The 26,980-nt window shown below is 34.8% G+C and carries 28 protein-coding genes; 5 read left to right on the plus strand and 23 right to left on the minus strand.

What is annotated here, in order from left to right; genetic code table 11:
* Positions 1-5: 5 nt before the first annotated feature.
* Positions 6-1,598, plus strand: coding sequence for an ABC-F family ATP-binding cassette domain-containing protein (locus tag CIGNP91_RS07770; RefSeq protein WP_086253828.1), 1,593 nt, complete (start codon positions 6-8; stop codon positions 1,596-1,598).
* A complete protein-coding gene (gene thiS, locus CIGNP91_RS07775; protein ID WP_086227335.1) occupies positions 1,598-1,798 on the plus strand; it encodes a sulfur carrier protein ThiS in 201 nt (66 codons plus the stop codon). The genes CIGNP91_RS07770 and thiS overlap by 1 nt, the downstream gene beginning before the upstream one ends.
* A 228-nt stretch (positions 1,799-2,026) precedes the next feature.
* Here the strand turns inward: thiS and flhB are convergent, their stop codons facing one another.
* From flhB to lpxB, 13 genes are read right to left on the minus strand one after another with little or no spacing between them, the layout of a single operon-like run.
* On the minus strand, positions 2,027-3,103 hold the full coding sequence (gene flhB, locus CIGNP91_RS07780) for a flagellar biosynthesis protein FlhB (protein ID WP_086228752.1): 1,077 nt from the start codon (positions 3,101-3,103) through the stop codon (positions 2,027-2,029).
* A 9-nt stretch (positions 3,104-3,112) separates the two neighbouring features.
* The gene (nspC, locus tag CIGNP91_RS07785; RefSeq protein WP_086253829.1) at positions 3,113-4,246 is read right to left on the minus strand and encodes a carboxynorspermidine decarboxylase; all 1,134 of its coding nucleotides are present in this window, start codon (positions 4,244-4,246) and stop codon (positions 3,113-3,115) included.
* A gap of 53 nt (positions 4,247-4,299) precedes the next feature.
* The gene (pth, locus tag CIGNP91_RS07790) at positions 4,300-4,845 is read right to left on the minus strand and encodes an aminoacyl-tRNA hydrolase (protein ID WP_086241735.1); all 546 of its coding nucleotides are present in this window, start codon (positions 4,843-4,845) and stop codon (positions 4,300-4,302) included.
* Complete coding sequence (locus CIGNP91_RS07795; RefSeq protein WP_086234003.1) at positions 4,845-5,381, minus strand: 50S ribosomal protein L25/general stress protein Ctc; 537 nt, start codon at positions 5,379-5,381, stop codon at positions 4,845-4,847. The genes pth and CIGNP91_RS07795 overlap by 1 nt, the downstream gene beginning before the upstream one ends.
* A 57-nt stretch (positions 5,382-5,438) precedes the next feature.
* On the minus strand, positions 5,439-6,419 hold the full coding sequence (locus CIGNP91_RS07800; RefSeq protein WP_086253830.1) for a transaldolase: 981 nt from the start codon (positions 6,417-6,419) through the stop codon (positions 5,439-5,441).
* A 10-nt stretch (positions 6,420-6,429) separates the two neighbouring features.
* Positions 6,430-7,053: a phosphoserine phosphatase SerB gene (gene serB / locus CIGNP91_RS07805; protein ID WP_086253831.1), complete on the minus strand. Its 624-nt coding sequence runs from the start codon at positions 7,051-7,053 to the stop codon at positions 6,430-6,432.
* A gap of 9 nt (positions 7,054-7,062) precedes the next feature.
* Positions 7,063-7,563, minus strand: coding sequence for a chemotaxis protein CheW (locus CIGNP91_RS07810; protein WP_086232868.1), 501 nt, complete (start codon positions 7,561-7,563; stop codon positions 7,063-7,065).
* 9 nt (positions 7,564-7,572) lie between these two features.
* Positions 7,573-9,933 carry a hybrid sensor histidine kinase/response regulator gene (locus CIGNP91_RS07815; protein WP_086253832.1) on the minus strand — a complete coding sequence of 787 codons (2,361 nt, stop codon included), beginning with the start codon at positions 9,931-9,933 and terminating at the stop codon, positions 7,573-7,575.
* Positions 9,934-9,943: 10 nt separating this feature from the next.
* Positions 9,944-10,900 carry a chemotaxis protein gene (locus CIGNP91_RS07820; protein WP_086225514.1) on the minus strand — a complete coding sequence of 319 codons (957 nt, stop codon included), beginning with the start codon at positions 10,898-10,900 and terminating at the stop codon, positions 9,944-9,946.
* Positions 10,893-11,609, minus strand: a complete 717-nt coding sequence (locus CIGNP91_RS07825; RefSeq protein ID WP_086253833.1) for a UDP-2,3-diacylglucosamine diphosphatase — start codon at positions 11,607-11,609, stop codon at positions 10,893-10,895. Before CIGNP91_RS07825 ends, CIGNP91_RS07820 begins: the two co-directional genes overlap by 8 nt.
* Complete coding sequence (gene argC / locus CIGNP91_RS07830; RefSeq protein WP_439097921.1) at positions 11,606-12,628, minus strand: N-acetyl-gamma-glutamyl-phosphate reductase; 1,023 nt, start codon at positions 12,626-12,628, stop codon at positions 11,606-11,608. Before argC ends, CIGNP91_RS07825 begins: the two co-directional genes overlap by 4 nt.
* Positions 12,629-12,651: 23 nt before the next feature.
* Positions 12,652-13,137, minus strand: a complete 486-nt coding sequence (gene greA / locus CIGNP91_RS07835) for a transcription elongation factor GreA (RefSeq protein WP_086235041.1) — start codon at positions 13,135-13,137, stop codon at positions 12,652-12,654.
* A 40-nt stretch (positions 13,138-13,177) separates the two neighbouring features.
* The gene (lpxB, locus tag CIGNP91_RS07840; protein WP_086253834.1) at positions 13,178-14,203 is read right to left on the minus strand and encodes a lipid-A-disaccharide synthase; all 1,026 of its coding nucleotides are present in this window, start codon (positions 14,201-14,203) and stop codon (positions 13,178-13,180) included.
* Positions 14,204-14,282: 79 nt separating this feature from the next.
* Here lpxB and surE point away from each other — a divergent pair, with 79 nt between their 5' ends.
* Genes surE through CIGNP91_RS07855 form a run of 3 tightly spaced genes read left to right on the plus strand, consistent with a single transcriptional unit; the run spans position 14,283 to position 16,571 of the window.
* Positions 14,283-15,053 carry a 5'/3'-nucleotidase SurE gene (gene surE / locus CIGNP91_RS07845; RefSeq protein ID WP_086253835.1) on the plus strand — a complete coding sequence of 257 codons (771 nt, stop codon included), beginning with the start codon at positions 14,283-14,285 and terminating at the stop codon, positions 15,051-15,053.
* Position 15,054: 1 nt separating this feature from the next.
* A complete protein-coding gene (locus tag CIGNP91_RS07850; protein ID WP_086253836.1) occupies positions 15,055-15,693 on the plus strand; it encodes a ThiF family adenylyltransferase in 639 nt (212 codons plus the stop codon).
* Positions 15,690-16,571, plus strand: coding sequence for a nuclease-related domain-containing protein (locus CIGNP91_RS07855; protein WP_180383230.1), 882 nt, complete (start codon positions 15,690-15,692; stop codon positions 16,569-16,571). Before CIGNP91_RS07850 ends, CIGNP91_RS07855 begins: the two co-directional genes overlap by 4 nt.
* Here CIGNP91_RS07855 and CIGNP91_RS07860 read toward each other — a convergent pair.
* From CIGNP91_RS07860 to CIGNP91_RS07905, 10 genes are all read right to left on the minus strand, one after another.
* Entirely contained in the window at positions 16,564-16,986 is a 423-nt protein-coding gene (locus CIGNP91_RS07860; protein WP_086253837.1) for a Sua5/YciO/YrdC/YwlC family protein, read from the minus strand. The two genes, CIGNP91_RS07855 and CIGNP91_RS07860, sit on opposite strands and share 8 nt — an antisense overlap.
* A 47-nt stretch (positions 16,987-17,033) precedes the next feature.
* Positions 17,034-20,288: a carbamoyl-phosphate synthase large subunit gene (gene carB, locus CIGNP91_RS07865; protein WP_086253838.1), complete on the minus strand. Its 3,255-nt coding sequence runs from the start codon at positions 20,286-20,288 to the stop codon at positions 17,034-17,036.
* A 169-nt stretch (positions 20,289-20,457) separates the two neighbouring features.
* Positions 20,458-21,204, minus strand: coding sequence for a rod shape-determining protein MreC (gene mreC / locus CIGNP91_RS07870; protein WP_086229893.1), 747 nt, complete (start codon positions 21,202-21,204; stop codon positions 20,458-20,460).
* On the minus strand, positions 21,197-22,231 hold the full coding sequence (locus CIGNP91_RS07875) for a rod shape-determining protein (protein WP_086225528.1): 1,035 nt from the start codon (positions 22,229-22,231) through the stop codon (positions 21,197-21,199). The genes mreC and CIGNP91_RS07875 overlap by 8 nt, the downstream gene beginning before the upstream one ends.
* 10 nt (positions 22,232-22,241) lie before the next feature.
* Entirely contained in the window at positions 22,242-23,456 is a 1,215-nt protein-coding gene (clpX, locus tag CIGNP91_RS07880; protein WP_086225529.1) for an ATP-dependent Clp protease ATP-binding subunit ClpX, read from the minus strand.
* Positions 23,456-24,241: an acyl-ACP--UDP-N-acetylglucosamine O-acyltransferase gene (gene lpxA / locus CIGNP91_RS07885; RefSeq protein ID WP_086225530.1), complete on the minus strand. Its 786-nt coding sequence runs from the start codon at positions 24,239-24,241 to the stop codon at positions 23,456-23,458. Before lpxA ends, clpX begins: the two co-directional genes overlap by 1 nt.
* 12 nt (positions 24,242-24,253) lie before the next feature.
* On the minus strand, positions 24,254-24,700 hold the full coding sequence (gene fabZ / locus CIGNP91_RS07890; RefSeq protein WP_086228739.1) for a 3-hydroxyacyl-ACP dehydratase FabZ: 447 nt from the start codon (positions 24,698-24,700) through the stop codon (positions 24,254-24,256).
* 107 nt (positions 24,701-24,807) lie between these two features.
* Positions 24,808-25,881, minus strand: a complete 1,074-nt coding sequence (locus CIGNP91_RS07895; RefSeq protein WP_086253839.1) for an epoxyqueuosine reductase QueH — start codon at positions 25,879-25,881, stop codon at positions 24,808-24,810.
* A 5-nt stretch (positions 25,882-25,886) separates the two neighbouring features.
* The gene (gene bcp / locus CIGNP91_RS07900; protein ID WP_086253840.1) at positions 25,887-26,405 is read right to left on the minus strand and encodes a thioredoxin-dependent thiol peroxidase; all 519 of its coding nucleotides are present in this window, start codon (positions 26,403-26,405) and stop codon (positions 25,887-25,889) included.
* Entirely contained in the window at positions 26,405-26,605 is a 201-nt protein-coding gene (locus tag CIGNP91_RS07905) for a tautomerase family protein (protein WP_086225534.1), read from the minus strand. The genes bcp and CIGNP91_RS07905 overlap by 1 nt, the downstream gene beginning before the upstream one ends.
* Between the last annotated feature and the right edge of the window lie 375 nt (positions 26,606-26,980).

The following is a 26,980-nucleotide window of genomic DNA, read 5'->3' on the forward strand; positions in this document are numbered from 1 at the left end:
TAGTAATGGTTGAAATCAAAGGCTTAACACACCGTTTTGGCTCTCAGCTACTATTTGAAGATGTGAATTTAAAGCTAAATTCGCACAATCGCTATGGCCTAATCGGCGCAAACGGTGCTGGAAAATCTACATTTTTAAAGATTTTAAGCGGCCAAATAGAACACACTAGCGGTGATATCATCATAGAATCAGGCAAAAAAATCGGCGTCTTAGGCCAAGATCAATTCGCCTTTGAAGACTTCAGCTTAAAAGACGCTGTTTTATGGGGAAACAAAAGACTATATGATGCGATAAAAGAGAAAGAAAAATTATATCTAAGCCAAGAATTCACAGATGAAATCAATGAGCGTTTAAGCGAACTTGAGATCATCACTGCCGAAGAGGACCCAACATATGAGTATGAAACCAGAATAGAAAAGATCTTAAGCTCACTTGGCCTACATGAGTATGATAAATTAATGAGCGAAATTGAAAGTAGCGATAAGGTTAAGATTTTATTAGCTCAAGTACTATTTCCTAAGCCTGATATTTTATTTCTTGATGAGCCGACAAACAACCTTGATATCGATGCTATCGCTTGGTTAGAAAGAGAGTTAATCAACCACGAAGGCACGCTAGTTGTCATCAGCCACGATAGACACTTTTTAAACCGAGTTTGCACTCATATATTAGATGTTGATTTTAAGCAAATTAGAGAATTTAGCGGTAATTATGACGACTGGTATATCGCTGCAAATTTAGTCGCTAAACAAGCTGAAATGGAGCGTGATAAGAAGCTAAAAGAGCGTGAAGAGCTTGAGAAATTTATAGCTAGATTTAGTGCTAATGCCAGCAAAGCTAAACAAGCCACAAGTAGAGCCAAACAGCTTGAAAAACTCCAAATCAATGAGATTAAAATATCTAGCCGCCGTGATCCTAGTATTTTATTTAGAACTAATCGTGAAATTGGCAATGAGTTAATAGAATTAACTGCAATAAATAAAAAATTCGATGATAATGTGATTTTAGATAATTTTAATTTTAAAATGAATAAAGGTGATAAAATCGCAATCATCGGAACCAATGGCGTAGGTAAATCTACTTTATGCAAGATTTTAATGAGCGAGTTAGAAGCAGATAGCGGTAAAGTGCATATTGGAGCAACAATAGAGTTAGGATATTTTGCACAAGATAGCTCAAATAAAATTACTGGAACATTAAAACTATATGAGTGGCTACAAGATAGCAAAAATAAAGACCTAGATGAGATCCGTAAATGCTTAGGTAGAATGCTATTTAGTGGAACTGAACAAGAAAAAGAAGTAGGAAGTTTAAGCGGTGGAGAAAAGCATAGATTAATGCTATCTAAGCTTATGCTACAAAGGGCGAATTTACTTATCTTAGATGAGCCAAATAACCATCTAGACCTAGAAGCTATCATTGCCTTAGGTGAAGCGTTATATAACTTTAGTGGTAGTTGTATCTGTGTAAGCCACGATAGGGAGTTAATTGATGCCTTTGCCAATAGAATATTACACCTAAAAGGTAATGGTGAAATTATAGACTTTAAAGGTAGCTACGAAGAGTATCGTACAACCTATGCAATGGATGAGAAGTAATGCAAATTTGGCTAAACTCGAATCTAATTAATATCGCTGATGATATCAATCTAGCTCAGCTCATAGAATCTCAAAACTATGATAGCAATAGAGTTGCTGCCGAAGTTGATATGCAGATAGTCCCACGGACTATCTGGAATGAATTCAAACTAAAAGATCAGATGAAAATCGAAATTGTTGAATTTGTCGGTGGTGGCTAAGTAGTTAATTTAATTACTATATCATTATATACATTAAGAAAACCATTAAGGCAATACTCTACTAAAGCCTTTTTGTGTTTCATACCAATTACCATTTTTTAAATAAAACCATTATATGTGTCATAAACAATACCAACTGTTATTAAACATTCTATAAAAGAATCTCAGCTAATCAAAATAAAGATAACATCTTATACCATAAGCAATGCATATGATAAAAATAAACACTTACCCATTTAATCTTTTAGCAAATTTAGTCTTATTGCCTAAATATACAAATGTAAGTACTTCAGCCACAGCCTTAAATAGCGTAGCTGGAATCTGATCATCAACATCGCACAATCGGTATAACTCACGAGCCAATGGTGGATTTTCTACTATTTGCACTCCATGCTCAATGCCAATCTGTCTAATTCTTAGCGCTAAATGATCCACGCCTTTAGCTAGTACTACAGGCGCTGATTCTTTATCTTTATCATAACGAATAGCTACAGCATAGTGAGTTGGGTTAGTTATAATAGCATCAGCTGCTGGAATATTTTGCATCATACGCTTCTTGGCTGCTTGCATCTGAAGCTGACGAATTCGCCCTTTGACACGAGGATCTCCATCCATTTGCTTGTATTCATCTTTTACCTCTTGTTTAGACATCCTAAGCCCTTTAAAATATTGATACCTTACGATAAAAATATCTGCAATTGCAATCAGCATAAAGAGCAAGAGCATAATCCCAGCTAGAATAAACATTTTATTTCTAAGCCAAACTAACTGGTCAAACATCGTGTAAAACATTGTATAAGGCAACTCGGTAATAAATTGTAAAAATACGTAAAACGCACAGCCAAAAATTGCCGAAACTTTAACTACAATCTTAACCGTCTCCACGGCTTTTTTGAGTGAAAAAAGATTAGCAAGACCTTTAATTGGGTCAAGTTTAGAGAAATTTGGCGTAAGCGGCTCGGTAGTAAAAATAAAACCAAACTGCATAACATTAGCAATAATACCTGCGATCATCACGCAAATTAATAGCGGTAAAAGTATCAGCAAACACTGTAAAACCGAATGAATTACAATCTTAAAAAACAGCTCTCTAGTAAGCGGAGTACCAATTATATCTTGATAATATAGATACAAATTCATTACTCGATCGCCCATAAATCCCATCAAAGCAATGAGTGCTACACATCCTACAAGCAATGTTACAAAGCCGCTCATATCTTGAGATTTAGGGACATTACCTTTATTTCTAGCATCCTCAATCTTCTTGGCGGTGGCCTCTTCGGTTTTTTCTTGTTCGTCTGCCATTTAATCTACTTAGTTTCGTTTTGCATAATCATCATAACCAAATTCACGCCAAATAGCGACATTGCCACTCTCATCCATCATTGCCAAACTTGGAAGCTTAACGCCATTAAATGTGGTATTTTTAACTATTGTATAGTGAATTTGATCCTCAAAAATTACCCTATCACCAATATCTATTGGCTTATCAAAGCTGTAAATTGGCTCACCAGCCTCAGCTCCTACTATATCGCCAGCTAAGCAAGTCGCTCCACCAAATCTGTAACAAAATTTACCATCAACTCTCTCGCCTCTAATTTTTGGACGATATGGCATTAAAATCGTATCAGGCATGTGACATTCAGCCGAGGCATCAATTATACAAGTTTTTTGCTCATTATCTACAATATCAAGCACACTTGCAATCAAAAACCCGCACTCCCAACCTACAGCTTCACCTGGTTCAATATAGACTTGTACACCATATTTTTGGGAAAAGTTTTTAATTAAATTTATTAATAGCTCTATATCGTATCCTGCTTTTGTAATGTGATGGCCTCCACCAAAGTTAATCCATTTCATACGTGGAATAATCTGACCAAATTGCTCTTCAAATGCTTTTAAAACAATCTCTAAGCTTTGAGCACTCTCCTCGCAAAGTGCGTGAAAATGCAATCCCTCAATTCCATCAAGCTCGCTAAATTCAAAGTTTGTTTTAGTAATGCCTAAACGAGAATATTTTCCACATGGATTATACATATCAGTTGGACTAGCTGAGACATTTGGATTGACACGTAAGCCTATGCTAGCTTTACTATTTTTAGCCTTAATAGCAAATCTTTTCCACTGTGCAAAACTATTAAAAACAACATGATGGCTAATTGATAAAACTTCATCTATATCATCATCGCTAAAAGCTGGAGAATAGGTATGAATTTCTCTAAAACCATGCTCTTTAGCATATTTAGCTTCTATTAAACCACTACATGTAGCACCATTTAACATTTTGGAGACAAGTGGCATACCAGGGGAAAAAGCAAAGCCCTTAAGCGCACAAAGCACCTTAGCTCCACTCTCCTTAGCGACATGACTAAGTATATTCAAATTTGACTTAAGTTTCGCCTCTTCACAAACATAGGCTGGAGTTTTAATATCTTCTAATTTCATGTTAATCCTAAATTTAATTTTAGTATTATATCAAATTTAGGATTAAGATAATTTTATGCTTTAAGTGTAAATTTAGATGAAATAGCTGCAATATCGCCAGAATTTGCTAAGGCTAAAACAGCTTCTTTAGCATGAGATAAAATTTTATTAAGTTGCGTCATCTCACTATTATCAAATTTACCCAAAACATAATCAATAACACTCTTATCACCACGGCCTATTCCTATGCGAACCCTATCATAGTTATTGCCTATTAAAGAATCAATAGATTTGATTCCATTATGGCCGCCGCTACTTCCGCCATTTTTAAATCTCATCGCACCAAAAGCGATATCAAGATCATCATGGATAACAATAATGTGATTAGGTTTGTAAAAATCATTTACAGCTTTTAAGGATTTGCCACTTGAATTCATATATGTGGATGGCTTAAGAAGAAGAAGTGAGCCATTTTTGTATAGCTCACCTTGAAATTTAGCCGAACTTACATCGCTATATCCACCATCTTTTAAGATTAGATCGATAAGCATAAATCCAACATTATGGCGAGTATTTTCATACTCTTTGCCAATGTTGCCAAGTCCGGCTATTAGAGTCATTACTTAGCTTTTACTACACCTAAGACAGCTACACGACCTGCATCGATGATGCGGACATTTTGTGGAGCCTCGATATCACGAACTAAAATAGTATCATCGATATCAAGCGGTGATACATCTACTTTAAAGCTATCTGGAAGGTCTTTGCCTTTACATTTAACTTTTAAGCGTTTTTTAGATTGTAGTAAAACACCTTTATTTTTGATACCTGCTGGAGTACCTACAGGGACAACTGGGACAAGGTATTTAGACTCAACATCTGGTAAAACAACTTTTAAATCAACATGTTTTAAAATGCTTGTTACTGGGTGTTTTTGGTAATCTACAACCACAACATTATAGGTTTTACCACCTACGCTGACATCAAATTTCAAACCGCTTTTAGCCTTAACAGCTTTGATAAAATCATTTACTTTAAAAGCAGCATTGATATTTTCAATACCTTTTGCGTAAATGTTAGCGATTAGATAACCATCTCTCCTAAGAGCTTTCGTGCTTCTTTTGTCAATACTCTCTCTAACAATGCCTTCTAACATTATCTTTCCTTAAAATAAAATAAGTGGCAATTATAGCTAAAAAATCTAAATTTAAGCTTATGATAATGATGTCAAAATTTCATCAAAAGCCGCTACAAATGCTTCCAAGCCATCATCTAAAAGCTTAGCACAAACCTTATTATAATCCACTCCAGCTTCTTTAGCTTTAGTCATAAATGTATCTATTTCCTCGCTACTTGGTATAGTTTTTGGAGCAAATTCGCCACTTGCGATAAATGATTTAATAGTATCAAGTGGGGCTGTATTAATTGAATTTGGATACAAAAGTTCTTTAATATAATAATCTGCTGGAAGTTGATTACTCTTTACTCCAGTACTTGCAAATAGTGTTCTTACATTTCTTTGGCCAGCATTTTGAATTTTGTTATAGATATTTGTAGCATTATAAATTCCAAATTTACCAGTCTCTTCAAGCTTTTCATCAAGTAGTCTATCAAACCTGCTTACAAACACGCTAATCACTCCTTGAGGAAGTGGAGTCTGTGGAAATTTTGTGCTATATTTTTTAGTACCTTCTTTAAATGCGTCTAAACAATTTTGCGCTTGGTCTTTAGAGAAAATCAGTGTTGCATTTACATTAATTCCCTTTTTCATCAATTCGCACATTGCATCAAATCCAGATGATATAGCTGGAATTTTAATCATCACATTTGGCATCTTAATCGCATTATATAATCTTTTTCCCTCATCGATGATATCACTAGCTAAGATCAAATTTGGATCTACTTCAATACTTACAAAGCCATCGTTTCCAGCTGCATAATTAGCAAGCATTTTATGTGCTGCCATTTTAATATCGTTTGTAGCTAAAATTTCATATATCTTTTTTGCGCTTCTTTTGCTAAATTTGGCTTTTTGTTCACTATAGGCTTGTGAATTACAAATCGCCTCTTTAAATATACTTGGATTACTTGTAGCTCCATTGATTGTGTCATTTTGAATTAATTCTATAAATTCTGAATTTATAAAATCACGCTCTAAAAAATCACACCAAAGAGAAAAGTTAATATCTCTCATTTTCTACCTTTTATATAATTTTTTTAATCTCATTTAAATCTTTAATATCTATGATGTGAGTTGCTGCCTCTTTTAGTATCTTATTTGCACAAAATGCAATACCAGTGCCAGCCTCTTTAAACATAGATAAATCGTTTGCTCCATCGCCTACGCAGGCAACCTCATCACTACTTAAACCTAGAAATTCTTTAAGCCTTTTAAGCATCTTGCCCTTAGAGTCACCAAACATCATCTCGCCACCGACATTACCAGTTAAAATACCATTTTTATGATGAAGCTCATTTGCAAAATTTAGATCAAAGCCAAGCTTTTTTTGTGCTGAATCAGTAGCAATATGAAACCCGCCACTAAATACAACTGTTTTAATATTTTTAGATTTTAGATATGCGGTTATCTCTTTTGCACCGGCAATAAATGGTAAATTTGATGTAATTTCTAGTGCCCTACTAAGTTCTAAACCCTCAATCAATCTAACACGTCGTACTAAACTCTCGTAAAAATCAAGCTCACCCGCCATCGCTCTAGCAGTTATCTCGCCAACTTCCTTATCTTTACCCATTGCGCTTGAGAGAATGGTGATAGTCTCACCATCCATTAGCGTAGAATCAAAATCAAAAACACAAAGTTTTATCATGTAAAAACCTTAAAAATCACGCTTTAATAAAGATTCAACCTTTAATATCGTTAAGATATTATTATCTCTTTTACCAATACCTTGTATCATTCCTTTATCTTTTGCCAAAGTTTCAGGTGGCTGGTCAATTTGATTAGTCTTTATTCTAATCGCTTCAGTTAGCCTATCTATAACAAACCCTGCGATATTCTCGTTATCTTGCATAACGATATATCTAGTATTTGGGGTCATTTTGCTAGGTTCTAGATTAAATCTAATTCTTAAATCTATTAAAGGAATTACACTACCTCTAAGATTAAACACACCAAGTACATATGGTGGAACGCTAGGTACTCTTGTATACTCAATTGGCTTAATAATCTCTTTGATATATAAAATTGGAATAGCAAATTCCTCTTCCCCAACGATAAAGCCTACAAGCTGTTCTATCTCTTCTCTATCTTTAGTATTTTCTGGTTCATTTATTTGCTGTTTTTGTCTTTGTAAAACTTCACCTAATCTATCGCTCATTTTACTTCCTTACACTAGCTTTATATTTTTTCTTACGACATTTTCTAGGTATTCTGGTGAGTATGGTTTGGTGATATACTCGGTCATACCTACTTCTACGCCTCTTAAGCGGTCGCTCTTGCTTGTTCTACTGGTAACGGCAATTAATGGCAGATTGCGATATTTAGAGTATTTTCTAATCTCGCCTGCTAGGGTATATCCATCCATTCTAGGCATTTCAATATCTATTAGCATCGCATCTATGCTGTGATCGCCTGATTTTACTATATTTAGTGCTTCTATACCATTTGTTGCCTCAATCACAGTTACGCCGATTGGTTCAAGCGATTTTTGCATAATTGTTCTATCCATCTTAGAGTCATCTACGATTAGGACTTTATAATCGCTTGGTTTTTCTTTTTTAGACATTTGTGCGCTTGATTCCATACTGGCTCTGATATCTACTTTAATCTCTTTAGCCATATCCATAATCATACCTACATCTACAATTAGAGTTACCTTACCATCGCCTCTAATTGTACCACCAGCAATTCCACGGATATTTTGCAAGTAGTTACCAAGTGATTTAATAACAATCTCCTCCTGGCCAATCAAGCTATCTACAATAATACCAAGCTTACTATCAGCTACATTGATTACAACTACATAGGTTTGATCGCCACTTTCAAATACCTGCTTAACTCCAAACAGATCACCAAGTCTAACAAGACTAAGAACTTCATCACGAAGTCTAAGGACATTTTTACCTTCAATAGTGTAAATATTATCTACTGGAACTCTAACAGTCTCTTTTACGCTTGCTAGTGGTATAGCATAAAATTCTTCTTGAGAGCCTACTAATAAAGATTGGATAATAGCTAAAGTTAGTGGAATTTTGAGTTTCATTATCGTGCCTCTACCTACTTCGCTATCTATATCTATGATACCGTTTAGCTTTTCGATATTTGTCTTGACAACATCCATTCCCACGCCACGACCGCTGACATTTGTAACTTGCTTAGCCATAGAAAATCCAGGCTTAAATATAAGCGAAAATGCCTCTTTATCAGTCATGCTATCAACTTCTCTTTCTGTGATTAAGCCTCTTTCTAATGCTTTCATCTTAACAGCTAAAGCGTCAATTCCCTTACCATCATCTACTATTTCAACTACGATATGATTGCCTTCATTATAAGCTTTTAGTTGAATAATACCTTTTTCAGGTTTGCCAGCTGCTAATCTCTCTTTAGGACTTTCAACACCATGGTCACATGAATTTCTAATGATATGAACTAGCGGATCGCCAATTTCTTCTACGATTGATTTATCTAGCTCTGTCTCTTCACCGCTTATTTCCAGATCGATTTGCTTACCTAGTTCACGACTTAAATCACGCACCATTCTTGGGAATTTGTTAAATACTTTAGCAATTGGTAGCATTCTAGTCTTCATAACAGCTAACTGGATATCAGTTGTTACTAAACTTAATGCACTTACTACTTGGTTTAACTCCTCAAGGAATTTTTCACCCTCATATCTCTCTTCTACATCATCATAAATTTTAAGAAGTCTATTTTTACCAAGAACTAGCTCACCGATTAAATTCATCAAGTTATCAAGTCGCTTCACCTCGACCCTAATAGTTTGTTCTACAGCTGAGGCGCTAGAATGAGCTGGAGCATTTGATTCTTTTGACTCTTTTTTAAGCGCTGGTTTAGCGGCTGGAGTTGGTACTGGTTCTGGTGCTGGGGTTGATTCAGGAGTTTGCACAGCTGATTGTTCGCTATTTTGTTTTTGCTTATCACGCCTAGCTTGATCTTCAGCTTTACGAACTTTAAGCAATCTCTCAATTTCAGCTTCTACTTCAGCTTCGCTTAAACTATTTACATCCACCTCTGGCTCTTGATCCATTGCTGATTGTGGCTCTAAATGACTATCTTGCTTAGATTGCGCCTCTTCTTGTGGCTGTGTAGATATATTATGATCAGCATTTGGATCTCTGCCTTCATTAATAGCAGTTAATCTATCGCATATATCAGATATATTCACACCCGCATCAACATCATTTCCACGCTCTCTAATGCTTCTTAAAAGTGCTTTCATCATATCAACTGATTCTAACACTACATCCATAATATCTGGAGTTATCTTTAACTCTCCGTGGCGAGCTTTATTTAACACATCTTCCATATGGTGAGTAAGCTTTGTTAAAACATCAAAATTTAAAAATGACGAGCTACCTTTGACTGTATGAGCTACACGAAATATCCTATTTAATAATTCTAGATCCTCAGGATTAGCCTCTAACTCGACTAAATCATGGTCAATTTGCTCAATAAGCTCAAATGCCTCGACTAAAAAGTCTTCTAGTATCTCTTGCATATCATCCATAAATCACCTCTTAACTGATATATTTTTTGCGTGATTCAATCACTTTTGAAACAGCGGCATAAAATTCTGTAGCATTAAATTTAGTTAAGAACACATCACCGCCTGCATCCTTGCCATGAAGCTCACTAAATTCATTACTCAATGATGAGTTAAAGATAATAGGAATATTAGCAAATCTCTTATCATCTTTTACATTAGCTGCAAAGTGAAATCCATCCATCTGAGGCATCTCAACATCGCTAATAATAACACGTAGATTTTGTTCTAAGTCGTTTTTATACATTGAGTAAAGATCTTCTAGCTTCTCAAGTCCTTCAACGCCATCTTTTGCCTCTACTACTCTTAAACCCATTTTTGTTAGTGCATCACTAACTAAACGTCTAGCTGTAAGGCTATCATCTAAAATTAGCGCTACACCACTAAATTTATGTATCTCATTTACCTCAACTTCCATTTTTGGCTGATATATTCCTAATTCTTCAACAATACTTTCTAAATCCAAAATAAGTAAAACATCATCATTTTCAATTCTTGTTACGCCTGTGATTTTAGATCTGTCTAAAGTTCCAGTTCCAGCACTTCCAGCAAAATTTGCTGGTTCAATATCTTTCCAGTTTATACGTCTAATTCTTTTAGCTTCATGAACAATAAAACCAATAAATATATTACTAAACTCAGCAATAATAACTCTAGGTTTTACAAAGGCCTCTTTAGGCTCTTCAATTTGCATCCATTTAGCAAGGCTAATAACTGGAATAACTACGCCACGAAGGTCAAAAATCCCCTCAATATAATCGGGCGTGCCTGGTAGTTCGGTAAGATTTGGCATTTTGATTATCTCTTTTACTTTAGCAACATTGACACCGTAAATACCCTCGTATACAGTATCTTTGCCCTTTTTTAAGATGCGAAAATCAACAAGCTCCATCTCATTCGAACCCGTTTTTAAGATATTATCATCAAACATTTGGGCTCCTTATAAGTTGAAATTTAATTTCATCGGCGTATTCTACAATAAAATAACTACGCTCAGACGCAAAACAAGGTAAATTTATATAATCTTTTGAATTTATCTCAAATCTAACCCCTTGATGATAATGTCCTTCAATTACAATATCACCTTGGTAATTAGCGATTTTTTGACTTATTAGCTCTTTGAAATTTGGTATTTTATAGGATAAATTCTTATCTTTTTGAGTAGATAAAATCCACTTAGATATCTTGTGATTTAAGCTCTTATCTATAAAATCCATCAACTTTAAAAACCAATTATTTCTAAGCAATTTAAGTATATTTTGTGTAAAAAATCCCAAAAATATATCGCCGTGAGCTATTGCTACACGCTTATCATCAAGGGTAAAAATAGCTGGTTGAGATGAGATAGGATAGATTGTGATACCCTTAAAAACGGAGCTAAGATTAAAATCATGATTGCCTTCAAAATAGTGAATTTCACTCTTTTTGGCAAGCAAATTTAGCTCTTCGATCCACTCTTTATAAAATATTTGAGTATAACTAGTAGAGCTAAGAAAATCAAATATATCACCAACCAAAAATATCTGTGGTGGCAGCGGCAAAGCGCCGCTATTAAAATTTTTAATAAGTTTTAAGAATTGAGATCTTTTAGCGTTTTCATGTGCATCAGCTATAAAAATCGCCCCATCTAAAATTCTCATATAGAATTCCCAATAATCGGCAAAGCCACCGCCTCATCTATCCCGAGCATTAAATTCGCATTTGCTAAAGCTTGAGATGAAGCGCCACGAAGAAGATTATCTATGCTAGAATTTATCCAAATCTTGCCACCATTATTTATCGCAAAAATATCACAAAAATGCGTCCCAGCGACATCTTTGATACTAACAGGCTCACGCCTAATGCGTATAAATTTCTCATCTTTATAAAAATTTTCTAAAACGCTTATTGGGTCAATATCCTTAAATTCAGGCTTTAAAACCCCATAGCTACTAACTAGCATTCCACGACTAAGCGGGATTAAATGTGGCACAAACATTACATCAATATTGGTATTATGAGCTAAATTCAGATGCTCTTTAATCTCATCGCTATGCCTGTGGGTAAGTGGCGAATAGGCATTCATATTCTCATTTACGCTTATGAAGTGGCTACTAGATTTTAGGCTCTTTCCAGCTCCGCTTAATCCGCTTTTAGCATCGATCATAACACCAAATTTAGGATCTAGCATATTGGCAAAAGGCAACAAACCCAAAAGCGAACAAGTAGGATAGCACCCCGGATTAGCTACTAAATTTGCCTTTTTAATCCTATCTCTATTCATCTCCACTAGCCCATAAACGGCATCTTTTAATCCATCTTTATCCAAATGAGCGCAATAATTCTTCTCATAATTTTCTAAGCTCACACGATAATCGGCCGATAAATCTACGATTTTTATATCGCTTTTTCTTAGCTCTTTAGCGATTTTCATCCCTTCACTATGCGGCAAAGCCAAAAATACTAAATCGCACCTAGCCTTGATTTCATCGGTATTTGCTGCTTCGATTGGCATATCGATAACGCCTTTTAAACTAGTGAAGCTTTGAGCCAAATTCCCACTACCACTAGCCCCCGCATAGCAAAGCTTAAAATTTGGATGAGCCACTATCATTTTAACTAATTCAAGCCCTGTATAACCACTAATTCCAACTATCCCTACTCTGATCTTATCTGCCATTTTCATCCTTAAGTTAATCAAATTCACTCAAAAGCTATATCTTGATATTTTACTTCGACTATCTCTATCTCGCTTTTGCCATTTGGCAAGGTCAAAATCACCTCATCGCCTGCTTTTTTGCCGATTAATTGCTTAGCAATTGGTGTTGAAATAGAGATTAGCCCACGGCTAAGATCGCTCTCGGTTATCCCTACGATAGTGTATGTCGTCTCAACTTCGCTATCGATATCCATTATAGTTACAGTTGAGCCAAATTTAACCTTATCATGCTCATATTCGCTAGGATCGATTACCTTAGCTCTGCTTACTATATCGCTAAGTTCGGCTATGCGATTTTCTATAAAGGCTTGTTTCTCTCTAGCAGCGTGATACTCGGCATTTTCTTTTAGGTCGCCGTGGCTTCTTGCTATATCTATCTCTTTTACTATCGCTGGTCTTTGGATTGTCTTTAGATCTTTTAATTCAGCTGTAATCTTCTCATAACCATAGATTGTCATTGGTTCTGTCATGGCTTTTCCTTTTAAATTTGATTTGGGATTTTATCCTATTTTATCTTAAAATCATATCAGCAACGCTCTTAGCACTTCCGTGTTTTAGATACTCTCTTAGCTCCTTAGCAGCCTTTATAAATTTATTTTCATTATAATTATTATAAGATTTGATTAAATTTTGGGCGTTGGCATCTTCTTGGATTAACTCATCATGTAAAGGCTCTTTGCCCATGAAATCAAATATTATATTTGCCAGACCTGCATATTTTAACTTCACAAGTTTTCTAGCAAGCCATATATCAATCGCTTTTGCCTTATAGCAAAGCACAAAAGGGACTCCTATCAAAGCCGCCTCCAAAGTCGCTGTCCCAGAGCAGATAAAAGCAAAATCGCTTTTTATCAATGCTTCTTTAGTATCATAAACAATCTCAAATTCACCCACATCCCTATAATACTCAGCAATATTATTAGCCAAAAATGGCGGAATCACCAAAAGCTTTTTGCCATTAATGTTTTTAGCCACCTCTTTGTATAGTGGCATTAAGCGACTTATCTCGCTTCTTCTAGATCCTGGCATAAATGATATTATAGAGTTTTTCTTATAAGAATTTTTTTGGATATCTATCTCATCTAAGAGTGGATGGCCTACATATTGGCTTCTATGATAAAATTTACTATCAAAAGGCAAAATAGATGCCAAAGTATCACAATACCTCTCTACCTTAGCTACTCGCTTTGGCTTCCACGCCCAAACCTGTGGCAAGATATAGTATATTATCTCACATTTTAAATTCGCTTTTTTTATCGCTTTTGCCAAAGGCAGGTTAAAAGCTGGGCTATCTATCAGCAAAACCTTATCACAAGTTTTAGCTAGCTCCACCATCTGTTTTAACGCTCTTTTGGCCTTAAATATCAGTGGCAAAATCTCCACAAACCCCATAGCGCTAAACTCCTTACTATCATAAAGAGCAGCACCAAATCTCTTATCAAAAATCCCACAAATCTCCACCCCATTAATATGAGTTAAAATCTCTTTAAGATGTAAATTTGCCGATGCTTCTAGCGATGAAACTAAAATTTTCATAACTTCCCTTTTAAATTTAGCTCAAATTATAGCCAACAATTTAAAAATTATAGGTAAAATTCATCAAAAAAGGATATAAGTGAAAGAGATTTTAATAACAAACGATGATGGCTTTGAGGCAGCTGGGATACTGGCTTTGCGTGATGCACTTAGCCAAATAGCTAATGTAGTAGTAGTCGCTCCAAGTAGCGAAAAATCAGCTTGTTCGCACTCTATTACTCTTACTCGCCCACTTAGATTTATTCAGCTTGATGATGGATTTTTCAAACTTGATGATGCTACGCCTAGTGATTGTATCTATCTTGCGCTTGAGACAATGTATAAAAATAAAAAGCCTGATCTTATAATAAGTGGGATAAATCACGGCGCAAATGTAGGCGAAGATATCACCTATTCAGGTACTTGCGGTGGCGCTATGGAGGGCACACTTCAAGGGGTTTGCTCCATTGCGGTTTCGCAACTATATAAAAATGATAGTTTGGATCAATTTGGGTTTAGCTTAGCTTGTGAAATTACCTTAGAATTAGTCAAAAATATCTTTGAAAATGGCTATCCATTAAGCGGTAGGGAGTTTTTAAATTTAAATATCCCAGCTGTGCCAAAAAGCGAATATAAAGGGCTAAAAATCGTCCCCGCAGGTCAGCAAAGCTACAATACAAACGCCCAAATCCATCGCAATCCAAGAGGGCTAGAGTACTACTGGCTAGGGACACCAGGGATTAGATATGCTGCTAATTTAGGCTATGAGTGCGATATATCGGCACTTGATGAAAACTACGCTAGTCTAACGCCAATTAAGCTTGATATGACCGCTCACAAAAGCATAGAAACTATAAAAAATTGGATTTAAAATGGTTGATAGATTTACTAGAAGTCGCTGGATTTTTGGCGATAAATTTCAAAAACTCCAAGACTCCAAAGTCTTAGTATGCGGCTGTGGTGGCGTAGGTGGCGTGTGTATCGATGCGCTCTATCGTAGTGGCGTTGGACATATCACGGCGATTGATTGCGATAAATTCGATATTACCAACCAAAATCGCCAAATAGGTAGCGAAAATATCGGTGAGTATAAAACAGATGTATTTGCTAGATTATATCCTGGCTTAAAGACACTAAATTTAAAGCTAACCCCTAGCGTGATAAGCGAATTTGATTTTAGTGAGTTTAATCTTATAATAGATTGTATCGATGATATCCCTGCCAAAGTAGCAATAGCCAAAATTTGCTCTAAAAGACTGCTTAGCTCAATGGGTGGCGCTAAAAGGCTAGATCCAACAAAAATAAAAGTCGCAAGTATCTGGAAAACTACAAATGATCCATTTGCTAGAAAAATAAGATATGAGCTTAAAAAAGCTGGATTTAAGGGTGATTATAAGGTGGTATTTTCTACCGAAGCACCAAATTGCGTGAATTTAGGAAGTTTTATAGGCGTAACTGCTAGTTTTGGACTAAATTTAGCTAGTTTAGCTGTAAATAGGCTGATTAAATGATAAAAAACTTTTGGCAAAATTATAAGCTTATCTCAAGCCCAAGCATAACTTTGCCAAATATGGCTAGTCGTGCTGGGAGTATAGCTGAGAGTGAATTTTTCGATACAATTAGCCAAATTAAAGGACTAAATATCTACAAAAATAAGCGTGTCAAAGATAGCCAATCTGGATTACACGAGATTGATTTTATCATTGTAGATGGGCTTAATATCTATCTTATAGAGTTTAAGCACTGGGTTGGAAATATCGATATTAAGGGCGATGAGTGGATACAAACTACCAAAAATCGCACCACGCTTCATCAAGATCCATTTGCTAAACTGATTAAAAATACTCAAATTTTTAAATATTATCTCCAAAATAAAGAGGTTGATTTGAGTAAATTTAATATTTTAAGCTTTGTTGTTTTTGACAAAACTAGAATCAATCTATCAAGACAAATTCTCAAAAATAAGCAGATTATTACCAAACATAATTTTTTGAAATTCATAGATAAAAATCGTAGCAAAACTCGCCCCAATACAATCGAAGAAGATAAGCTTAAGCAGATATTAAGCTCTATGACTGTATGGTCTAGACTATATCTATATGGCGGAGAAATATTAACTGGATCTATACGCTACTTCCTAATTGGTAGTAAAAAGAAAAAATTGCCAAAGCATTTTAGAGTAAATTTAGATCTAAACTGGCAAAGAAACAACACAATAAGCTTTATCAACGCACTATTTGGCAGACGAAAAAAGCTCAAAATCAAATCCAAAATTTACAAAATCCGCCCAAATGATAGCATAGGATTTATAAAAGCTGGGGAATTTGAGATTAAGCATATTCAATTTGGCCTTATAGAAAAGATCGTAAAAGATGATGAGATCATCTAATCTTTTTGATATTGGTTTTTGAAATTTTATATATTTTTGAGGCTGGGGCTGGGGTGAATTTCGTATCTATGATTATATCCGCATTAGCCACCGCAAATTCGATATCAAATCCCTTTTTATGAGGGTTTGCGCTAGTAGAATATGCCCATCCTAACTTATCTAATAACTTAGCGTGTGGATGATCTTTTACCACTCTTATAGCTTGTGAATTTGGGTAGATAAATGTTGTTTTTTTGGTGCGGCGGATTAGGTTTTTATATTTTTTTGGTACGCGTGAAAAGTTTTGCAAATTTTTAAATTTGCTTACACAGATTAAACAGGGTTGATTTAATGGGCGATTTTTAATAGAATTTAATTCTTTTAAATCTTTGCTTAAAAATCCAGCTGTTGTATCAGTTTGTGCTAGGTAGATCATTTAAATATATCTTAAATAAGCTGCCACGACTAAGCGTGGCAAATTTATTATCTATTTAGATACTCTTGCAAGCTCTTAACTTCTAAGGCCTCTTCATTTGAGCTAATTGATTCAGCTGCTTTCAGAGCTGCGTTCATATTAGTAAAATATGGGATTTTAAATCTAAGCACCGCTTGGCGGATTTTTACAGCGTCGCTTGTGCTAGATTTGCTATCGCTAGTATTTACCGCTAGGGCTATCTCGCCATTTTTTAGCCTGTCTTCTATATTTGGACGGCCTTCACTAATTTTATAAACCATCTCGCATTTTACTCCAGCTTGAGCTAGAATTTTATATGTACCACCAGTTGCTACAATCTCAAAACCTAAATTTTCAAATTTCTTAGCCAGTTCAATACCGCGGTTCTTATCTGCATCAGCTAAACTGATAAAGACAGTACCACCACTTGGCAAGATATTTTTAGCTGCAATTTGTGATTTAACAAAGCTCTTTTCAAAACTATCACTAATACCCATAACCTCACCAGTACTTTTCATCTCTGGCCCTAAGATTAGATCAGCTCCACTTAATTTATTAAATGGGAACACGCTCTCTTTCACGCATACTACGCCATTTAAACTAGGCTTATAAATTTCGCCATCAAATTTAACTACTTTAAATTGATCATAAAACTCAAGCGCCTCTTTTAAATTACCTTGCCACATTACGCGTGTTGCTACCTTAGCCATTGGCAAGCCTGTAGCTTTACTGACAAAAGGCACCGTGCGACTAGCTCTTGGATTGACCTCGATGATATAAAGTTTATTATCATACACAGCAAATTGAATATTCATAAGCCCTATAACACCAAGCTTCAAAGCGATATCTTTGGTGCATTTTTCTACTTGATCTATGATATCTTGGCTTAAGTTTTGCGGTGGAAGTATGCTAGCGCTATCGCCACTATGAATTCCTGCTTCTTCTATATGCTCCATAATCGCACCGATATATACATCTTTGCCATCGCTAATAGCATCTACATCGAGCTCAGTTGCATCTTGCAAAAATTTATCAAGTAAAACTGGAGAGTTATTACTAACTCTAACTGCTTCGCTCATATACTCTTTAAGCTCAATCTCGCTATGAACTCTTCTCATTGCTCTACCGCCTAAGACATAGCTAGGACGAACTAAAACTGGATAGCCGATTTTATTTGCCTTTTCTAGTGCTTCAGATTCGCTAATAGCAGTATCATTATCAGGCTGAGCTACATTAACTAAGCGAATAAACTCACTAAATTTTTTTCTATCTTCAGCAATATCAATTACCCTAGCTGTAGTTCCAATTATCTTAGCACCGATCATTGATAAGCGTTTAGAAAATTTAAGTGGAGTCTGTCCGCCAAAATGAACGATAACGCCATCTGGATTTTCACGCTCAATTACCGCTCTTAAATGTTCAAAATCAATTGGTTCAAAATATAAAATATCGCTAGTATCATAGTCAGTTGATACAGTTTCAGGATTACAATTATACATAATAGTTGTAACACCTAAATCTCTTAAAGCATAACTAGCATGAACACAACAATAATCAAACTCAATACCTTGACCTATACGATTAGGGCCTCCGCCAATTATTAAAACTTTTTTATTATTACTATTTGTAGGTAGATTTGGTAGATTTGGAGTGATATTTGTGCTACTATATAGATATGGAGTTAGTGCTGGAAACTCGCCAGCACAAGTATCAACCTCGCTATATTCTAAGCCGATTTGGTGACGCATTCTAGCATAATATATATCGTTTTGACTTAGTTCTAGATTATCTTTAGAATTGATTAAATGCGCTATCATCTTATCGCTAAAGCCCCAAGTTTTAGCCTTTCTTAATAGCTCTTTATCATTTAAAATATCCATATCTATACGGTCTTCAAATTCAATTATCTCATAAATTTGAGTTAAGAACCATCTATCAATCTTAGTTAATTCATAAACATCTTCTACGCTTTTGCCATTTCTAAAAGCCTGTGCAATATATAAAATTCTATTTTCATGGCCATTTCTTAATCCAAAAACCAAATCTTCGTCGCTTAAATTTAGATAATTAAATCCACTATAATCTTTTTCTAAGCTACAAAGAGCTTTTTGAACGCTCTCTTTAAAACTTCTACCAATTGCCATAACCTCGCCCACGCTCTTCATCGCAGTGCCTAGATATGGATTAGAACCTGGGAATTTTTCAAAGGTAAAGCGTGGAATTTTAGTTACTATATAATCAATTACTGGCTCAAAACTTGCTGGTGTCCCCGTGATATCGTTTTTAATCTCATCAAGAGTAAAGCCCACAGCTAACATAGTTGCTACCTTAGCAATTGGGTAACCTGTAGCCTTACTAGCTAGGGCTGAGCTTCTACTTACACGTGGATTCATCTCAATTACAGTCATTCTACCATTTTTTGGATTTACAGCAAATTGCACATTGCTGCCTCCAGTATCTACGCCAATTTCACGCAAGATTTTAAAACTTGCATCACGCATATACTGATACTCTTTATCAGTTAGCGTAAGTGCTGGTGCTACGGTTATAGAATCACCTGTATGCACGCCCATAGGATCAAAGTTTTCAATAGAGCAGACGATAATGCAGTTATCAGCTCTATCTCTAATAACCTCCATCTCATACTCTTTCCATCCCAACAAACTCTCTTCGATTAAAATCTCATTTATTGGACTAGCCTCAATCCCACTCTCAGCAATATCTCTAAACTCATCAAGGTTATATGCCACACCGCTACCAGCACCGCCAAGAGTATAACTAGCTCTAATAATAAGCGGGAATCCAATCTCATTAGCAGCTTTTAGTGCTTCTTCCATATTATATGCATACATAGATTTTGGTAGATCCATACCGATTTTAATCATAGCCTCTTTAAATGCTACCCTATCTTCTCCTTTTTTAATCGCTTCTGGATTAGCACCTAGGAATTTAACATTGCCAAGCATATTATTTTCATAAAGCTCCATAGCTACATTTAAAGCAACTTGACCACCCATCGTAGGCAAGAGCGCATCTACATTTTCTTTTTTAATAATTCTACTAATGCTCTCTTTAGTAATTGGCTCAATATATGTTGCATCGGCAAAATCTGGGTCTGTCATAATCGTAGCTGGATTTGAGTTAATTAGCACTACTCTATATCCTAGCTCTTTTAAAGTCTTAGCAGCCTGAGTACCACTATAATCAAATTCACAAGCTTGGCCAATGATAATAGGACCACTACCTATTAATAAAATTGTCTTGATATCTTCTCTTTTTGGCATAGTTCTACCTCTCTTAATTTATATGCATTTTAAGATTATCAATTTATTTTGATTTCAAATAAAAACTAAGCGTAATTATATTGAATTGTAGATAAAAATCAGCATAAAAAGGAGGAAAATTTACTGTTAAATTTAGCAATTTATATTAAATTTAATCAAAATAGTAAAGCTATTGATTTGTTACAACATAAAGATAGCTTGGGACTTGAATTTTCAAATCAGTTTCTACAATTGCGCTTTTATATAGTTCTTCTTCATAAACTTTGGTAATTTTACCTACTGGAACACCGCTAAAAAATATCCCATCAAGCCCACTAGTATAAACCTCATCGCCGACTTTTGGGCTTAGCCATTGAGCAATAAATTTAACTACAATATTCTTACCATTTCCTGTAGCAATTCCTGCTATGCGCTGCTCTCCTATACTAACTGAAAATGTCGACTTTGGATCGGTTTGTAGTAGGGCAAGCGGACTGCCATCTTTATTTATCACGATTCCAGCAGTTTTACCCTGCGAGATTAAGCCATAGATTTTATTTTCATCAAATTCATCAAAATCAATCCAAACCTTATCATGATCGCCAATATTCATATATGATAGTGCTCGAACTAACTGGATATTTGGTGTAAATTTAGTAGAGTTTTGTTCATTTAATAAAGCATCAAGCTTATAAGCAAAAGCTGAAAGTAGCGTAACAGAGCGCTCTAATTCAATATTTTGTTCTCTAAGCGCTCTTATCTCGCTGGCTTGATTAAAATGTTCATTGATAGTATCTATGATAAAATCCCTGCTATCTTGGTATAAAGATAGTGTAAGCTTAACCCCGCTCATCACTACACTTCTAGCATAATCGCTTAAGTAAAATGATATAAAACCTAAGCAGATAACTATCAATAAGAATTTAAGTTTATTCATTGATTAATTGGTGTAAAAGCCCTATCTCTTCTAAAGCCTTACCAGTACCTCTAGCCACTGCAAGAAGCGGTTCATCAGCTACATATACAGGCAACTTAACAATATCAGATAGATACTTATCTAGCCCCCTAATAAGCGCTCCACCACCAGTTAAAACGACACCACGCTCAACTATATCACCAGCTAAATCAGGTGGCATATTTTCTAAAACTGTTTTTAACGCATCAGCAATCTCTTTTAAAGACTCTCTCATTGCCTCTCTAATATCTTCACTAGTAATTTCGATACGACTTAATAGGCCACTTACTTGATCTCGTCCTTTTATAACCATAGATAGCTCTTTAGGTAACTGGATCGCTGAGCCAATTTTGATTTTTATCTCTTCACCGTTTCTCTCACCAATTAATAGATTAAATTTCTCTTTTACATAGTTTACAATGCTTGCATCAAGCTTATCTCCTGCAGTCCTAATACTTTTAGAAATTACCAAACCTCCTAAAGATACCACGCCAATCTCAGTTGTACCACCTCCGATATCAACTACTAAACTACCTTGAGGTTCACGAACTGGCAAATTTGCTCCAATTGCTGCAGCCATAGGTTCTTCAATTAAAAAAACCTCTCTAGCTCCAGCTGATAACGCACTTTCTCTTACAGCTTTTCTCTCTACTTGAGTTAAACCATATGGTACAGAGATAATGATTCTAGGGCGTAAAAATGTTTTTCTTCTATGAGTCTTTTCTATAAAGTGTCTAATCATTTTCTCAGTCATATCAAAATCAGCTATAACTCCATCTCTCATCGGTCTAATAGCCTCTATATCACCTGGAGTCTTACCTACCATCTCTTTAGCATCCTGTCCAACTGCTAGTATCTTTTGCTTACCATACTTCTCTCTTTGAACTGCTACGACGCTTGGTTCGTTAATTACAATACCTTTATCTTTTATTAAAACCAATGTATTTGCCGTGCCTAAATCAATACCCATATCACTTGAAAAAAGTCCTACTAGTTGGTCTAAAATCATATATCCCCTTTTATTTTACTTTCATTAATAACGGCTTTGCTTCGCCATCGATTACACTTTTTGATATTATTACATCATAGCCATTTAGTTCTGGAAGATCATACATAATATCTATCATAACATCTTCCATTATACTTCTTAGGCCTCTTGCTCCGGTTTTGCGTTTAATGGCTTGATTTGCTACCTCTTTAATCGCCTCATCTTCAAATTTAAGCCTAGCCCCATCAATAGCAAAAAGCTTTTCATACTGCCTTAAAAGTGCATTTTTTGGCTGAGTTAATATTCTTATCATATCCTCAGTCGTAATTTCATTTAAAGTAGTAATAGCATGCAATCTACCAATAAGCTCAGGAATAAGTCCAAAATGCACTAAATCATCAGGCTCTACAAGACTAAGCAAATTTGTCTTCTCGCTTTTACCTCGTTTTTCTTGGCCAAAACCTAAAACATTCTTACCTAATCTTCGCTCGATTATATCTTTTAGCCCATCAAATGCACCACCGCACACAAATAAAATATTAGTAGTATCTATTTGAATAAATTCTTGATTTGGATGTTTTCTGCCACCTTTTGGCGGAATATTTACTACACTACCTTCAATAATTTTTAACAAGGCTTGTTGAACACCCTCGCCGCTTACATCACGAGTAATTGAGCGATTCTCGCCCATTCTAGCAATCTTATCAATCTCATCTACAAAAACAATTCCTTGTTGCGCTCTAGCTACATCTCCGCCAGCTGCATTTAAAAGCTTAGTTAAGATATTTTCCACATCTTCGCCTACATATCCAGCCTCGGTTAAACTTGTAGCATCACAAATAGCAATTGGTACATCTAAAAATCTAGCCAAAGTCTGTGCCATCAAGGTCTTACCACTTCCAGTTGGGCCAATTAGCAAAATATTTGATTTTGAAATTTCGGTATCATCTTCGATACTATGTTGCTTAAATATTCTTTTATAATGATTATAAACTCCTACACTAAAGACTTTTTTGGCTCTTTCTTGACCAATTACATAATCATCTAAAACTCCCTTTAAGATCTTTGGCGTAATATCTTTATAATCCATTGCCGGTTGGCTATTTAATCCTATTTCATCACCATGAACTGCATTATATGCTGCATCTACGCAAAATTCGCATATAAATGAGCTATCACTCTCATTAGCTAAAAGTTTTCTATCATTTGCTTCGCTCTCACCGCAAAAACTACACTTTCTAGCCATTAATCTCTCCCTTTATCAAGCGGTATTCCTCGTTTTGTATTTATGATAAATTCACACATTTTTTTAGCTTCTATAGTAGGATTTTGTCCTAAAAGTTCCAAGGCTCTATCTTTTAATCCTCCACCACTTCTAAATAGAAATTTATAAGCCCTATTAATATCCTCAACCGTATCTTTATCAAATCTTCTACGAATTCCGACTAAATTTAAACTTCTAATATAGGCTCTATTGCCCTCAGCTAAGCAAAACGGTACAACATCTTGACTAAGTGCTGAGGCACCAGCTATCATACAACTCTCACCAATATGAACGAACTGATGAACTGGGGTAAGCCCACCAATTACAGCATAATCATCAACTATCACATGCCCAGCAAGAGTTACACCATTAGCCAAAATAATCCCATCACCAAGACAACAATCATGAGCTATGTGCGTATAAGCCATTATAAAATTATTATTGCCGATTATGGTATATCCATCACCTTTTTTGGTGCCTGAATTTATTGTAGCAAACTCCCTAATTGTAGCATTAGTACCAATTCTCACCCCACCTGTATCTTCTAAAGAGTGGCTAATATCTTGAGGTATATCACCTACTATAGCATAACTATAAATTTTACTACCACTACCAATATGGGTATCACCAATGATTCTAGCACCTTGTTTAATAGTTACATTATCACCTAAAATTGCTTTTGAACTAACAAAAGCATATGGTTCAATCACGCACCCATCGCCTAAAATTGCACCATCTTCAACTACTGCTGTACTATGAATTTGCATATTTTCTACTTATTATTTATCTACGATCATTGCCTTTAGCTCAGCTTCAGCTACTAATTTATCATCTACATAAGCCTTACCAACTAAAACCCAAATATTTCCCTTATGTTTTAAGACCTCTAAATGGTACTCTAGTTTATCGCCTGGGCGAACCGGAGATCTAAATTTTGCCCCATCGATACTCATAAAATAAACTACCTTATCTTCTGCGTTAGCTTGTTCAGCCTCACCCATGCTTTTAAAAGCCAAAATACCGCCAGCTTGCGCCATTCCTTCGATTATCATAACGCCTGGATATATAGGATGACCTGGAAAGTGACCTTGGAAAACTTGCTCAGCAATTGTTATATTTTTATAACCTTTAATAAATTTGCTAGGTTCTAGCTTAGACACTCTATCAATAAGCAAAAATGGATATCTGTGTGGTAATATTTTTTGGATTTCAACTACATCTATCATTAAATACCTCGGAATAAAAAGTGCTAAATTGTATCTAAATTTAGCAAAATATTAGTTGAATTTTATTAATAATATTAAAAATTTTCGCTAAATTCAGATATATTTTTTTAAATTTTTACTGCTAACTCTATGCTAGAGTGGTAAATTTGACTATTTGCTTCAATTATATATCTACCAGTTTTTATCTCATCTAGCACAATGATTGGACTAAGATTAAATTCTAAACCTGTTAGCATTTTACGCAATTTTAACTCTTTTTTTATCTTTGGGGGATTAATTAATAATTCCATTATATTTTTATATTTAAAACCGCCAATGGAGTTAAACTTAGCTAAGCTTATTAGTTTAATATCATCTTTATTTACATTAACTTGCTCGCTTAAAACCTCAATATTAAACTTAGAACTCTTAAGCTTAAAATGTGAGTAAAAGATAAAATAACTAGGTACAACATTAGTATCAATTTTTACCCTTCCAAAATGTAATCTATAGTTTAAAATCTTTTGTCTAATTAGATCAAATTCTACCCCTTTTTGTTCTAGTTTTCTTACCTTTTTATATAATTTTAAACGATAACTGATAGAACCTGGCTGAATTTGAGCGCCAAGTGGTTCACAAAGCTCGTCTATCACCTCTTCATTTTGACGTTGTTTAATTAATCCGTATATACAACCGCAGTAGTTTTGATGATAGAGCTTATCCCTTTTAGCTAGTTCAAACTGTCTTTGGGTGCCGCCATTTTTTCTTAAATCCACAGCAACAGATTCTAAATCTGTCCCTTTTATAGCGTTATTTAGTGCATTTTCTAACTGTGTAAAATCTTTTTTAGGACTCATTAACAATGTTGTAGTAAGCTTTTTACACCCTAATTCTATGGCGGCTTTTGCGCTATTTCCTACACGAAATTCAAAGCAATATTCACAACGTTTACCTTTTTCTGGCTCATTTTCTAAACCCTTAGTGCCTCTTAGCCACTCTTCATACTCATACTCGCCGCAAATAACCTTTATGCCAAGCTGCTTGCAACTACGCTTGACATCTTTAAATCTTAGCAAAAATTCACTATATGGATGAATATTTGGATCATAAAAGTAGCCAATAATTCGCTCATTAGGGTATAATTTCTTCAACTCAGCGATAAAATAGTGACTATCGACGCTGCAACATATATGAACTAACAAATTAACTACTTTATTAAATCAGCTAAGACTTTAGCAGCATGACCAGCTGCTTTTACACTTTTATAAACTTTTGCTATTTTGCCCTCTTTATCTATGATAAATGTAGTTCTTACTATGCCTAGATACTCTTTGCCATAATTTTTACGAACCTGCCACACACCATACGCTTTTGCTACATCTTTATTAATATCACTTAGTAGGATATGTTTTAAATTTTGCTTTGCGATAAATCCACTATGGCTCTTAGTATTATCTGGGCTAACTCCTACAATCACAGTATCATTAGCTACAAATTCATCATAATTTGCGCTAAATTCACACGCCTCAGTTGTGCATCCTGGAGTATTATCTTTAGGGTAGAAGTATAATACTACATTTTTACCTCTAAAATCTCTTAAACTAATACTTACTCCATCACTATTTTCTAGACTAAATTCTGGAGCCATGTCACCAGCTGCTAAAATTACTTTACGATCAATATCTTCTTGATTAAATACTGTAGCTTCTTTTATTTTTTCAGCCATTATTTACCCTCTTTCATAGCTTGAACAGATTTACCGCCAAAATATGTTGCATCACTTCTAATCTCATCAAAATTTATAACAACTCTTTGAGGATTTTTGCCTAGATCATTTACCATTATATCAGTAATTTTAGTTGCGATTTCATCTAGTTTTTGACGACTTGGCATTGGGTCTGAAAGCTTAATATTTATAATTGGCATATTTTTCCTTTAGATTTGATTTTGAAATTTAATTTAGAAAATTATATCTAATATTAAAAAACAAAAGATAAAGATAAATCTGGATAATTACCACATATCAATGTTTTTATAATTATTAATAAACATTTTAATATCTAGTGTAAAAATAGATACTTGTGTCTTGCAAATTCAATTCTTAATATATTTAATATGCTTTTATTTTAATATTTTAGCAATCCTAAATAAAACTCAGCGATATAAATAGTATAAAAGAATAATATTTATAATCACTATATAGTAAATTTTAAATCTCTTTACACACATCCACTCATTTGTTCTTTAAAATTTAAAGCATCTTTATAATATTTACTAATAATCAATCCACCATTAATAGAT

The sequence above is a fragment of the Campylobacter sp. P091 genome (genome assembly GCF_002138935.1).
GTDB classification, from domain to species: Bacteria; Campylobacterota; Campylobacteria; order Campylobacterales; family Campylobacteraceae; genus Campylobacter; species Campylobacter devanensis.